The following is an 11,600-nucleotide window of genomic DNA, read 5'->3' as shown; positions in this document are numbered from 1 at the left end:
GACCACGGCGCGCACGGCGGTCAGCGATCCTGGTCGGCCGACTCCGACCGGCTCTCCGCGCTGACGTCACCGACTGCCTCACCCTGGTCCGAATGGTCCTCGCCCGAGTGATCCTGCCGTGAATCGTCCGTCTGTGGGAGTCCCCCGTCGGGTGTGCTTGTCGAATCGAACCGATCGGGTAGCCGTCGTAGCCGACGGTTCATGTTCCGGATCAGCAGAACGGTCGCGATCGCCAGGAACACGATCACCACGAGACCGAGCGGACCGGCCAACCCGCCGGCCTCGGTGTCACCGAAGTTGTTCTGAGCCAACGGCAGCCCGGCAGCGAGAACCGACATCGTCGACACCATCTCTCCGCGCTCGCGTCCAGGTCACGGCCACACCGACGCCTCGCCGGCGAACCCAACGGTACGCCCCGGCCCGCTCCGGTACGGACGCACCCGGCGGTGTCCCCGGACCGGCCGGGGACACCGCCGACGATCAGCGCAGACCGGCGAACAGGTCGTCCTCCGGCAGGGACGTCTCGATCGTCGACCGGGCCAGCTCGAAGTCGTCGGTCGGCCACGTCTTCTGCTGGATGTCCAGCGGGATGCGGAACCAGAACCCGTCCGGGTCCACCTGCGTGGCGTGCGCGCGCAGCGCGTCGTCTCGTACGCCGAAGAACTCGCCGCAGGGGACGCGGGTGGTGACCCGGGCGCTCTTGTCGCGGCTCCAGTCCCACTTCTCGATGGCCTCCGCGTACGGCGAGTCGAGGCCGGCGGCGAGCATCGCCTCGTGGATGGCGAGCATGCGCTCCTTGTTGAAGCCCATGTTGTAGTAGAGCTTCGACGGCTGCCACGGCTCGCCGAACTCCTTGTACCGCTCGGGATCGCCGGCCGCCTCGAACGCCTCGACCGTGATCCGGTGGCACATGATGTGGTCCGCGTGCGGGTAGCCGCCCTCCTCGTCGTACGTCGTGATCACCTGCGGGCGGAACTCGCGGATCAACCGTACGAGCGGGGCGGCGGCGACCTCCAGCGGCTCCCGGGCGAACGAGTCCTCCGGCAGCTCCTCGACCCGGTCGGTCGTGTAGTTCTCCAGGTAGCCGGAGTCGACGAAGCCCAACCAGGACTGCTGCACGCCGAGGATCTCGCGCGCGGCGGCCATCTCGCGGCTGCGGATCGCCGGCAGGTCGCGCCAGATCTCGGGCCGGTCCAGCTTCTCGTTCAGCACGTCGCCGCGTTCCCCACCGGTACAGGTGGCGACCATGACCTGTACGCCCTCGTGGACGTACCGGGCCATGGCGGCGGCGCCCTTGCTGGACTCGTCGTCGGGGTGCGCGTGCACCGCCATCAGGCGAAGGTCACCGGACACGAATGCTCCTCAAGCTCATGGTGTGACAAAGCCCATACCGAGTGCCGACGGATCCGACGCGCCGGCCGGGGGGCACCGGCGCCGCGGCGAAACCGCTGTCATCATGGAGTGTCGGCAGGCATTCTGACCGACACCTGTGACAACCCGAGTCAGCACTGCTGCAGAGATTCAACACAGCGAGGACCTCGATCGTGACCAGCACGCGGAGCGGCGTGACAACGCCGACATTCCCGCCGGGCCGCTACGGCCACCGGCGGGAGCGGCGTGCTGCCTCGCGCCTGGCCCGTGGCGTACTGCTCAGCGGTGTCGTACTCGCCGGGCTGGCCGTGGCGTTCGGCTACTACCAGCGGTTCGGTCCGCCGGAGTACCAGGCGGACGTGGTGGGCTGGGACTCGGCGAAGGGTCCGTCGGCGGCGCCGATGACCCTGCGGGTCACCCGACCGGACGGCAAACCGACGGTCTGTACGGTCCGGTCCCGCGCCCAGGACGGCGCCGAGGTGGGTCGCGGCGAGGTCCGCGTACCGGCCGGCCGGACCACCGTCGACGTGTCGTACGTGCTGCACACGTCGCGGCAGGCGTACACAGCCGAAGTCGTGGGCTGCGGCCCCGGGCACTGACCGTCCCGTCGCGCGCAGCCCGAACGCAATCCGTGAGTCCGGGGTACACCCTCCGGTGTACTCCGCTGCTAGCTTTGAAAATTCGCAGTCAACGCCGGTACGCCGGCGAGGATCGCAACGAAGGAGTACCCACGTGTCGACGACCGACCGCGAGGCACCTGTGACCTGGCTGTCCCAGGACGCCCATGACCGGCTCAAGGGCGAGCTTGACGAGCTCATCGCCAAGCGGCCCGAGATCGCCGCCGAGATCAACGAGCGCCGCGAAGAGGGCGATCTGCGCGAGAACGGCGGATACCACGCCGCCCGCGAGGAGCAGGGCAAGATGGAGGGCCGCATCCTCTACCTGCAGGAACTGCTGCGCGGGGCGCGCGTCGGCGAGGCGCCGAAGAGTACGGTGATCGCGCCGGGCACGGTCGTGACGATCCAGTTCGACGGCGACCCGAACGACACGGAGAAGTTCCTGCTCGGTTCGCGGGAGATCGCCGCGACCACGGACCTCACCGTGTACAGCCCGGAGTCCGCGCTCGGCCAGGCGATCCTGAAGCACAAGGCCGGCGACACGGTCAGCTACACGGCGCCGAGCGGTGCCGAGATCAGCGTGACGATCGTCGACTTCGAGCCGTTCCAGGGCTGAGTCCGGCGTTCCGACGCCCGTCCGCGACCACCGCGGGCGGGCGTCGTCGTGTCCGGACCTTCTTCGCCGCCGGGCCACGGCCGTCTCGTCGCTTGCCCGGGGCCGTCTCGTCGCTGGGCCGAGACCGTCACGGCGCTGGGGCCGGGGCCGTTGCGGCGCGGGGTCCGGGGCCGTAACGGCGCTAGGCCGAGGCCCTCACCGCGCGGGGTGCGAGACCGGCGCGGCACGGGGTCCGGGCCCTCTCCGCCGTCGGATCCACGGCCGTCTCGTCGCTGGTCCGGGGGTTGCGGCGCTGGGTACGGGGGCGTCGGATCCGGGGTCGTGCCCTGAGTCGGCCCGGTGAGGGCACGTAGGGGCCGGGGGTACGCGGATCGGTCCCGGAGCGGATGTCCCGGGCCGGCGCGCTCCGTAGCGTGGGACGTGTCGACCGGCGCCGAGGGCGTGCCGGGGACGGTGAGGGGTGACGTTTCGATGGCGCTGAGTCGTCCGCGCGAAGGGCGCATGATCGCCGGGGTCTGCGCGGGTCTGGCCCGGCGGTTCGGTCTGTCCGTCGGCCTGGTCCGGCTGCTGTTCGTCGTGTCGGTCATCCTGCCCGGCAGCCAGGTCCTCGTGTACGCGCTGCTCTGGCTGCTGATGCCGAACGAGGACAGCTACTCGTACCGGCCGGTCTGAGTCAGAGCGGTTCGATCCAGTTGGCGTGTCCGTCCACGGCGGCGATCCGGCGGGCGGGGGCTCCGCTGGCGCGCAGTTCGAGCGCGTAGCACAGGCCGTGTCGGGCATGCCAGTCAGCCGCGTCCTCGGGGGTTTCGAGGGACACGGTGTACAGGGGGCGGCGCCGGCCGAGCGCCTGCACCGCGGCGTCGAACGCGGCGCGGCGCTCGGCCGGTACGTGTGCGCGGGTGGCGGCGTGCCACACCACCAGCGGACGGTCGGTGGGCAGTACGGCATCGAGGGTGGGCAGGACGGTGACGGCGTCGCCGGCCACGATCCGCGGGCGGCGGTCGGCGACCACGGCGGTGGCCGCGGTGAGCAGCCCGTACTGCGGGAGGTTCTCGGGCCAGACGAGGGCGCGCAGCCAGCGGCGCTCGGTCTCGTCGGCTAGGTCGATCGGGTTGAGGTCGACGCCGAGCCGGTCGCCGACGAGCGGGATGCGGGTCGGCACCGGACGCGTCGAGCGCCACTCCGTCGTGATCACCACGGGTGAGTCGGCGGGGCCGAGGTCGGTGTCGCCGATGCGGCAGCGGTACGCGTCGAAGGCCAGGTGGATGCCCCCGCTGGCGCCGACCTCCAGCAGCGTGACCGGGCCCGGTTCGTCGATCGCGGCGAGCCCGACGCGCAGCGCGGCGGAGCGCTTCACCACGTTCGTCTGCACCAGCCGGCGCGCGACCAGCGCCGTCAACTCCTCCCGGTACGCCAGGCAGAAGTCGGTGAACTCGCCCGTCAGCGCCGGGTCGTCCGGGGTACGGGTGCCGCCGAGCGACGGGTACCAGCCGGCGAGGCCGGGGGCGTCGTCGGCGCCGAGCAGCAGGTAGTGGACGGCGGCGAAGACGAGGTTGGTGGGCTGCTGGCCGGCGCGGCAGTGCGCCGCGATCGCGAGCAGCCGGTCGTCGGCGGCGACGATGCCGGAGAGCCGCTGGTAGAGCGGCGAGGTCGCGAACTCCTGCTCCCCGTACGAGAAGCGGCGGGCCAGGTCGACGGTCATGCCTGTCAGGCTCCGTCCGGCGCGGGCACATTGTCAATATTGATCGCATCAACATATGATCGCCCGATGGCCGACCAGTCCCGTTGGCTGAGCACCGCGCAGACGGCGCAGCTGCTCGGCGTCAAACCCGCCACCGTGTACGCGTACGTCAGCCGGGGGCAGCTCACCCGGCATCCCGGCGCCGATCCGCGTACGTCAAGGTTCGACCGGGCGGAGGTGCAGCGGCTGGCGGCGCGGGCCCGGCGCGGCGGTCGGGCGGGCGCGCTGGACGTCGTCCTCGACACCGAACTGTCCCTGCTCGACCCCGCCGGCGCCCTGTACTACCGGGGCCGCGACGCGACCCGGCTCGCCGGCAGCGCCGGGTTCGAGCAGGTCGCGGAGCTGCTGTGGACCGGCACGCTGCCGGACACGGCGCCCGAGTGGACGGCCTCGACGGAGGCGCTGATCGCCGGCCGCGCCGCGCAGACCGGACTGCCCGCGGCGGTACGGCCGGCGGACCGGTTCCGGGTGACCGCCGCGGCCGTCGCCGCCACCGACCCGCTCCGGTACGACAGGCGGCCCGCGGCGGTGGCCGCGACCGGGCGGGCGCTCATCGCCGCGCTCGTCGACACGCTGCCGCGCCGGGCCGCGCCGCACGACGGGACGGTGGCGGCGCGGCTGTGGGCGGCGAGTACGGACCGGGCGCCGACGGTGCCGGAGCTGCGCGCGTTCGACGCCGCGCTCGTGCTGTCCGCCGACCACGAACTTGCCGCGTCGGCGCTGGCCACCCGGGTCGCCGCGTCGGTCCGGGCCGACCCGTACCTGGCGGTGCTGGCGGGGCTGGCCACGCTGGGCGGCGCGCTGCACGGCGGGGTCGTCGGCGCCGTCGAGTCGGTACTCACCGACCTCGCACCCGGTGGCCGCGGCGTCGCCGAACTGGTCGGCGAACGGTTGGCCGCCGGCGAGTCGGTTCCGGGCTTCGGGCACGCGGTGTACACCGGGACCGATCCGCGCGCGGTGGCGCTGCTGCGGCTGGTCACCGACGCGGCCGGCGGACCGCCGCTGGGCGGGCTGCTCGACGAACTGGTCGAGGTCGTCGGCCGGCACGGCGGCCCGGCTCCCACCAGCGACCTGGCCCTGGGCGTACTCGCGGCCGAGTTCCGGCTCGCTCCGGGAACCGCGGAGGCGGTGTTCACGCTCGGCCGGGTGGCGGGGCTGATCGGGCACACGGTCGAGGAGTACCGGCACCGGTTCCGGTTCCGGCCGCGCGCCGTGTACACAGGCCCCGATCCCGACGACAGCCAGGCATGAGCCGGATCAGCGGCGGCCGGTTCCGGGGGCGCGGTGTACCCGGGATCCGGACGACGACGACGGCGGCGGCGGGTGAGGCGACCGATTCGGGCGCGCGGTGTATCGGACGGCGGCGGGGCGTGGGGCGGGTCAGGTGGCGGGGCCGCGGGTGGTGGTGATGCGGTAGCCGGCGGACCGCAGCGTGGCGAGCAGGTCGCGGGCGTGGTCGGGGCCGCGCGTCTCGACGGAGAAGTCGACGGCGACCTCGCCGAGCGCGAGCCGCGGGTCGCGCCGCTGGTGCAGTACGTCGAGGATGTTGGCGCGCTGCGCGGCGACGATGTCGAGCATCGAGGCGAGGACGCCGGGCCGGTCCGGGAACAGCACGGTGAACCGCAGGTACCGGCCGGCGGCGGTGAGCCCGTACTCGATCTGCTTGACGAGCAGCAGCGGGTCGATGTTGCCACCGGACAGCACCGCGACGACGGGCGGCTCGAAGCCGTGCGGGAACGCCTGGAGCGCGGCGACCCCGGCGGCGCCGGCCGGCTCGGCGACGATCTTGCTGCGTTCGAGCAACAGCAGCAGGGTCCGGGAGATGTCCTCGTCGGACACCGTGACCACGCCGTCGGCGTACGTCCGGACGTGCTGGAACGTGAGGTCGCCGGGGCGGCCGACCGCGATGCCGTCGGCGATCGTGGCGTACCGGTCGAGGCTGACGGGAGTGCCGGCGGCCAGCGACGGCGGGTACGCGGCGGCGCCCGCGGCCTGCACCCCGAACACCTTGACGTCCGGCCGGACCGGCTTGACCGCCGCGGCCACCCCGGACAGCAGCCCGCCGCCGCCGACCGCGACGAGGATCGTGCGCACCTCCGGGTACTGGGCGAGGATCTCCAGGCCGATCGTGCCCTGCCCGGCGATCACGTCCGGATGGTCGAACGGGTGCACGAACACCGCGCCGGTCCGTTCCGCGTACGCCCGGGCGGCGGTGAGCGCGTCCTCGACCGTGGCGCCGACGAGTTCGACGGTGGCGCCGTACCCCTGGGTGGCGGCGACCTTCGGCAGCGGCGCGCCGGCCGGCATGAAGACGGTGGCGCGGGCGCCGAGGCGTTCGGCGGCGAGGGCGACGCCCTGCGCGTGGTTGCCGGCGCTGGCCGCGACCACACCGCGAGCCCGCTCGGCCGGCGTCAGGCGGGCGATCCGGCACAGCGCGCCGCGTACCTTGAACGAGCCGCCGTGCTGCAACTGCTCGCACTTCAGGTACGCCGGGCCGCCGATGGCCTCGGCGAGCGGGCGGACCGGCTGGAGCGGAGTGGTACGCAGGACGCCGGCCATCTCCGCTGCGGCGGCGGCCACCTCGTCGTGGCCGACCAGTACGGTCTTGTCTGACACGTCCGCATCGTCGCAGGCGCGGCGGGCGGGGCCGGCGGCGGGCGGGGGCGGTCCCAGCATGGGGCACGGCGATCCGGACGCGCCGGGGCGCCGTGGCAGAATCCTCCGCGTGCTGCGCCCCATCCTCGCCACCCTCGGGTACGTCACGGACGGACGCCGGGTGCTGATGATCCACCGCAACAAGCGCCCCGACGACGTGCACCGCGGGTACTACAACGGTCTCGGCGGCAAGCTCGAACCGGACGAGGACGTCGCGGCCGGGATGCGGCGCGAGATCCGCGAGGAGTCGGGCCTCGTGGTCGACGAGATGTCGCTGCGCGGCACGATCTCCTGGCCCGGCTTCGGCAAGGGCGGCGAGGACTGGTTCGGCTTCCTGTTCCGGATCCCGCGCTGGCACGGCGATCCGCACGCCGGCAACGACGAGGGCACCCTCGAATGGGTACCGCTGGACCGGTTGCCGGTCGACCCGGCGCGGCCGCCCGCCGACCCGGTGCCGATGTGGCCCAGCGACAGCCTCTTCCTGCCGATGGTGTTCGACGCCGATCCGGTACCGTTCCACCTCGTCATGCCGTTCCACAATGGACAGATGACGGCCTGGTCCTACTCGCGGTAGTTCTTCGGCCGTTCGAGGTAGCGGGAATCCGGCTCAGCGAAGCCGAACCGGCGGTACAGGCCGTGCGCGTCGTCGGTGTGCAGCATCCAGCGCAGGTGCGCGCCCGGACCCCGCTCGATCATCGCGTCGACCAGCCCCACCCCGAGCCCGCGCCCGCGACACTCGGCCAGCACGTACACGTCCGCCAGGTACGCCAGGGACACGCCGTCGGACAACGCCCGCGCGAACCCGACCATCCGCCCCGACGCCGTCTCGTACGCCCCGACGACCCGCCACGACCCGTCGACCTGACCGTCCACCACCGCCCGCGTCCGGGTCCGCCCCCAGTACGCCTCCGTCGACAGGAACGCCCACAGTGCGTCCCGGTCCACCCGCCCGACGGCGTCGTCGAACTCGTACCCCGCAGGCCCCACATACCGTGTCACCCCAACGATTCTCGCCGCCCCGCCCACCCCGTACCAGAAGGAGTGGCAGGGGTCATGAAGCGGATCGGCGCCCCGTGCCAGGAAGCAGTAACGGTGATGTGTGGGGACAGGAGCGCGGCGAGCCCCGTTCGTTCGCTCGCAAGCCGAGCACAGGCGCCATGTGCGTCAGCACACAAGCCGCGGATCGGCGCCCCGTGCCAGAAAAGCGGTAACGGTGATGTGTGGGGACAGGAGCGCGGCGAGCCCCGTTCGTTCGCTCGCAAGCCGAGCACAGGCGCCGTGTGCGTCAGCACACAAGCCTGGGATCGGCGCCGCGAGCGGGCGAACGGGGCCGCCGCGCGACCAAAACCCTCAAGGTTGGAAGCGGTAGCCCATGCCGGGTTCGGTCAGCAGATGCCTCGGATGGTGCGGGTCGGGTTCGAGCTTGCGCCGCAGCTGCGTCATGTACAGCCGGAGGTAGTTGTCCTCGCGTTCGTAGCCGGGGCCCCAGACTTCGGCGAGGAGGGTGCGTTTGGTGACGAGCTGGCCGGGGTGGCGGATGAGGACTTCGAGCATGCGCCATTCGGTGGGGGTGAGGCGCAGGTCGACGGGTCGTCCGTCCGATGTGGACTCGTCGGCGGCGACGACGCGGCGGGCGGCGAGGTCGACGACGTACTCGCCGATCGGGATGCGGGGTTCGGCGGTGGCGGGGGCGGAGCGGCGGGTGACGGCGCGCATCCGGGCGAGCAGCTCGTCCATGCCGAACGGTTTGGTCACGTAGTCGTCGGCGCCGGCGTCGAGGGCTTCGACCTTGTCGAGGGAGTCGGTGCGCCCGGACAGCACGATGACGGGTGCGTCGGTCCAGCCGCGCAGCCCGGCGAGTACGTCGGTGCCTTCCATGTCGGGGAGTCCGAGGTCGAGTACGACCAGGTCGGGCCGGGTACGCGCGGCGACGGTGAGCGCGGTCCGCCCGTCCGGCGCGACGGCCACCTCGTACCCGCGTGCGGTGAGGTTGATCCGCAGGGCGCGGACGATCTGCGGCTCGTCGTCGACCACCAGTACCCGCATGTCCGCCTTCTAGCTCAACGGGTCCGACGGGTAGGGCCCGGGAACCCGGCCGGGTGCGACCGCCGGCAGGGTGAACACCATGGTGAGCCCGCCGCCGGGGGTTTCTTCCGGTACCAGGGTGCCATCCATGGCTTCGGCGAGTCCGCGGGACAGGGCGAGGCCGAGGCCGACTCCGGTGCCGCGGTCGCCGAGCCGCTGGAACGGTGTGAAGATCCGGTCCCATTCGGCCGGTGGTACGCCGGGGCCGTGGTCGACGACGCGCAGCTGGAGGGCTTCGCCGAGGCAGCTGGCGGTGACGAGCGGCGGGCGGTCGCGCGGGCTGTGCTTGACGGCGTTGCCGACGAGGTTGGCGACGACCCGTTCGGCGAGTACGGGGTCGGCGAGGGCGGCGGGCAGCGCGTCGGGGATCCGTACGTCGACGTGGGCGGCGAGCGGGCCGAGCGAGTCGACGGCGCGTACGGCGATCTCGTCGACGCCGGTGGCGGCGGGCGCGACGGACAGTACGCCGGCCTGGAGTCGGCTCATGTCGAGCAGGTTGTCGACGAGGCGGTGCAGCCGGTCGAGGGATTCGTCGGCGGTGGCGAGCAGTTCGTCGCGTTCCTCCTCGCTCCACGCGACGTCGTGCCCGCGCAGGCTGGACACGGCGGCCTTGGCGGAGGCGAGCGGGGAGCGCAGGTCGTGCCCGACGGCCCGGAGCAGCGCGGTACGCAGCCGGTCGGTGGCGGCGAGCCCGGTGGCCTCGGCGGCGCGTTCGGCGAGGCGGCCGCGTTCGAGGGCGGCGGCGGCGTGCACCGCGAAGGCGTCGAGTACGCGGCGGTCGGAGGCGGGGAGCAGGCGGCCGGCGCCGACGAGCAGGAAGCGTTCCCCGACCTGGACGCGGACCTCCGGGTTGTCCGGCACCTCGCCGGTCGACCGTACGGTGTGCCAGCCGCCGTCGGCGTCGCGTTCGGTGAGCGCCACCCCGGACAGCGCGAACGTCTCGCGGATCTGGTCCAGCAGCGCCGGCAGCCCGTGATCGCCCCGCAGTACGCTGCCGGCGAGTCGGGCGAGGGTCTGCGCCTCGGCCGCCGCGCGCGCCGCCCGCCGGGTACGTTCCGCGGCGCGGTGCACGGCGAGGCTCACCATCACCGCGACCGCGAGGAACACGCCGAGCGCGATGATGTTGTTGCGTTCGTTGATGGTCAGCGTGTGCAGCGGTGGGGTGAAGAAGAAGTTCGCCAGCAGGGTGCCGACGACCGCGGCGCCGAGTGCCGGCCACATCCCGCCCATCAGGGCGATCGCGACCACGGCCACCAGGTACAGCAGGAGTTCGGTGGTGAGGTTGAGCGGCCCCTTCAGCGGTACGAGTACCGCGGTGAGCGCCACCAGCAGTACGACTCCGGCGATGGAGGCGCGGAGCTGCCGGGCGACGGTGAGGCCGCCGGACATGGCGGGCAGCGCGGGACCGCCGCGCCGGCCGGCCTTCTCGTGCGTGACGATGTGCACGTCGATCGGTCCGGACTCGCGGACCACCCGGGCGGAGACGCCCTCCCCGGTGAGGAACGTGGTGAGCCGGCCGCGGCGGCTGGCGCCGACGACGACCTGGGTGGCGTTCTCGGCGCGGGCGAAGTCCAGCATGGCGGTCGCCGGATCGTCGCCGACGACCTGGTGGAACCCGCCGCCGAGCTGTTCGACCAGGAGCCGCTGCCGGGCGAGCTGCTTCGGGCTGGCCCCGGACAGCCCGTCCGACCGGGTCACATGTACGGCGAGCAGTTCGCCGCCGCCGACCCGGGCCGCGATCCGGGCGCCGCGCCGGATCAGGGTGTCGCCCTCGGGTCCGCCGGTCAGCCCGACGACGATGCGTTCGGTGGTCTCCCACGGGGTGTCGATGCTGTGCTCGTGCCGGTACCGCTGGAGCGCCTCGTCGACGCGGCCGGCGACCCACAGCAGCGCCAGTTCGCGCAGTGCGATCAGGTTTCCGGGGCGGAAGTAGTGGGCGAGGGCGGCGTCGATCCGGTCCGACGGGTACACGTTGCCGTGCGCCATCCGGCGCCGCAGCGCCTCGGGGGACATGTCCACCAGTTCGATGGCCTCGGCCCGGCGTACGACCTCGTCGGGGATGCGTTCCTGCTGGACGACGCCGGTGATCCGCTCGATGACGTCGTTCAGGGATTCGAGGTGCTGGATGTTGACGGTGGTGATGACGTCGATGCCGGCGGCGAGCAGTTCCTCGACGTCCTCCCAGCGCTTCGCGTGCCGGCTGCCGGGGACGTTGCTGTGCGCCAGCTCGTCGACCAGCGCCAGCTGCGGGCGCCGGGCGAGCACCGCGTCCAGGTCCATCTCGGTGAACTCCGCGCCCCGGTACACGAGGGTCCGGCGCGGCACCACCTCGAACCCGTCGAGGAGCTTCGCGGTGGCCGCCCGGCCGTGCGTCTCGACGACGCCGACCACCACGTCCTTGCCGCGGGCCAGGCCGCGCTGCCCCTCGGAGAGCATGGCGTACGTCTTGCCGACGCCGGGCGCCATGCCCAGGTAGATCCGCAGCCGTCCGCGTGCCACGTCGTCCATCGTGCCC

At 72.9% G+C, this 11,600-nt stretch carries 12 protein-coding genes; 5 read left to right on the top strand and 7 right to left on the bottom strand.

Annotation, left to right across the window (positions count from 1 at the left end; all coding sequences use genetic code 11):
• Window positions 1-20 precede the first annotated feature (20 nt).
• Complete coding sequence (locus Aru02nite_RS06515) at window positions 21-338, bottom strand: hypothetical protein (protein WP_373324852.1); 318 nt, start codon at window positions 336-338, stop codon at window positions 21-23.
• A gap of 142 nt (window positions 339-480) precedes the next feature.
• Window positions 481-1,353 (bottom strand): mycothiol conjugate amidase Mca, encoded by an 873-nt coding sequence (gene mca / locus Aru02nite_RS06510; protein WP_203655673.1) that lies wholly within the window; start codon window positions 1,351-1,353, stop codon window positions 481-483.
• 212 nt (window positions 1,354-1,565) lie between these two features.
• Here mca and Aru02nite_RS06505 point away from each other — a divergent pair, with 212 nt between their 5' ends.
• From Aru02nite_RS06505 to Aru02nite_RS06495, 3 genes are all read left to right on the top strand, one after another.
• Window positions 1,566-1,970, top strand: a complete 405-nt coding sequence (locus Aru02nite_RS06505; protein WP_203655671.1) for a DUF4307 domain-containing protein — start codon at window positions 1,566-1,568, stop codon at window positions 1,968-1,970.
• A 133-nt stretch (window positions 1,971-2,103) separates the two neighbouring features.
• Window positions 2,104-2,604 (top strand): transcription elongation factor GreA, encoded by a 501-nt coding sequence (gene greA / locus Aru02nite_RS06500; RefSeq protein ID WP_203655669.1) that lies wholly within the window; start codon window positions 2,104-2,106, stop codon window positions 2,602-2,604.
• Window positions 2,605-3,075: 471 nt separating this feature from the next.
• Entirely contained in the window at window positions 3,076-3,276 is a 201-nt protein-coding gene (locus Aru02nite_RS06495) for a PspC domain-containing protein (RefSeq protein WP_203655667.1), read from the top strand.
• 1 nt (window position 3,277) lies between these two features.
• Here Aru02nite_RS06495 and Aru02nite_RS06490 read toward each other — a convergent pair whose 3' ends face one another.
• Window positions 3,278-4,306 (bottom strand): DUF2332 domain-containing protein, encoded by a 1,029-nt coding sequence (locus tag Aru02nite_RS06490; RefSeq protein ID WP_203655665.1) that lies wholly within the window; start codon window positions 4,304-4,306, stop codon window positions 3,278-3,280.
• A gap of 66 nt (window positions 4,307-4,372) precedes the next feature.
• Between Aru02nite_RS06490 and Aru02nite_RS06485 the strand changes: the two genes are divergently transcribed.
• Entirely contained in the window at window positions 4,373-5,596 is a 1,224-nt protein-coding gene (locus tag Aru02nite_RS06485) for a citrate/2-methylcitrate synthase (protein ID WP_203655664.1), read from the top strand.
• Window positions 5,597-5,725: 129 nt separating this feature from the next.
• Here Aru02nite_RS06485 and ilvA read toward each other — a convergent pair whose 3' ends face one another.
• Window positions 5,726-6,904, bottom strand: a complete 1,179-nt coding sequence (gene ilvA / locus Aru02nite_RS06480; protein ID WP_239076459.1) for a threonine ammonia-lyase — start codon at window positions 6,902-6,904, stop codon at window positions 5,726-5,728.
• Window positions 6,905-7,070: 166 nt separating this feature from the next.
• Between ilvA and Aru02nite_RS06475 the strand changes: the two genes are divergently transcribed.
• Window positions 7,071-7,574, top strand: coding sequence for an NUDIX hydrolase (locus tag Aru02nite_RS06475; protein WP_239076448.1), 504 nt, complete (start codon window positions 7,071-7,073; stop codon window positions 7,572-7,574).
• Here Aru02nite_RS06475 and Aru02nite_RS06470 read toward each other — a convergent pair.
• The 3 genes from Aru02nite_RS06470 to Aru02nite_RS06460 all read right to left on the bottom strand — a co-directional run bounded on the left by Aru02nite_RS06470 (window position 7,562) and on the right by Aru02nite_RS06460 (window position 11,584).
• Entirely contained in the window at window positions 7,562-7,999 is a 438-nt protein-coding gene (locus Aru02nite_RS06470; RefSeq protein ID WP_239076446.1) for a GNAT family N-acetyltransferase, read from the bottom strand. The genes Aru02nite_RS06475 and Aru02nite_RS06470 overlap by 13 nt on opposite strands.
• A gap of 351 nt (window positions 8,000-8,350) precedes the next feature.
• Complete coding sequence (locus Aru02nite_RS06465) at window positions 8,351-9,046, bottom strand: response regulator (protein WP_203655661.1); 696 nt, start codon at window positions 9,044-9,046, stop codon at window positions 8,351-8,353.
• Between the two features lie 9 nt (window positions 9,047-9,055).
• On the bottom strand, window positions 9,056-11,584 hold the full coding sequence (locus Aru02nite_RS06460; protein WP_203655660.1) for a DUF4118 domain-containing protein: 2,529 nt from the start codon (window positions 11,582-11,584) through the stop codon (window positions 9,056-9,058).
• Between the last annotated feature and the right edge of the window lie 16 nt (window positions 11,585-11,600).

The sequence above is a fragment of the Actinocatenispora rupis genome (assembly GCF_016861975.1).
Classification (GTDB): Bacteria; Actinomycetota; Actinomycetes; order Mycobacteriales; family Micromonosporaceae; genus Actinocatenispora; species Actinocatenispora rupis.
This window is presented reverse-complemented; position numbering and strand designations above follow the sequence as displayed.

Excerpts from the sequence above, each read along its gene's own strand:
- Aru02nite_RS06515 (WP_373324852.1), bottom strand. The coding sequence starts at position 338 with ATGTCGGTTCTCGCTGCCGGGCTGCCGTTGGCTCAGAACAACTTCGGT.
- Aru02nite_RS06495 (WP_203655667.1), top strand. The coding sequence starts at position 3,076 with ATGGCGCTGAGTCGTCCGCGCGAAGGGCGCATGATCGCCGGGGTCTGC.
- Aru02nite_RS06490 (WP_203655665.1), bottom strand. The coding sequence starts at position 4,306 with ATGACCGTCGACCTGGCCCGCCGCTTCTCGTACGGGGAGCAGGAGTTC.
- Aru02nite_RS06485 (WP_203655664.1), top strand. The coding sequence starts at position 4,373 with ATGGCCGACCAGTCCCGTTGGCTGAGCACCGCGCAGACGGCGCAGCTG.
- ilvA (WP_239076459.1), bottom strand. The coding sequence starts at position 6,904 with ATGGCCGGCGTCCTGCGTACCACTCCGCTCCAGCCGGTCCGCCCGCTC.
- Aru02nite_RS06465 (WP_203655661.1), bottom strand. The coding sequence starts at position 9,046 with ATGCGGGTACTGGTGGTCGACGACGAGCCGCAGATCGTCCGCGCCCTG.